The sequence below is a fragment of the Sodalis sp. dw_96 genome (assembly GCF_018449575.1).
Taxonomy (GTDB): domain Bacteria; phylum Pseudomonadota; class Gammaproteobacteria; order Enterobacterales; family Enterobacteriaceae; genus Acerihabitans.
Genome location: NZ_JAAVUT010000084.1, coordinates 1 through 210, shown reverse-complemented (window position 1 = coordinate 210; position 210 = coordinate 1). Strand labels below are relative to the sequence as shown.

The window sequence follows — 210 nt, the reverse complement described above, 5'->3', positions numbered from 1 at the left end:
CTGGAGACCATGGCCGCCAAGGGAAAAGCGTGGCCGCTTATCGAGGGCACCGGCACGATTTACGGCATGTATGTCGTGACCGGCTATAACGAAACCCGCACGCTGTTTTTTGCCGACGGCGCGGCCCGGCGCATTGAATTTACGCTGAACCTGATGCGCGTGGATGAAAGTCTGTCGGCCATGTTGGGCGATCTACAAGAACAGGCGGGC

The 210-nt window shown here is 59.0% G+C and carries 1 protein-coding gene; it reads left to right on the top strand.

Features of this window, described 5'->3' with window-relative positions; translation table 11 throughout:
* Positions 1-210: phage tail protein (locus HB631_RS26850; RefSeq protein ID WP_213994219.1), on the top strand; the 210-nt coding region annotated here is incomplete at both ends.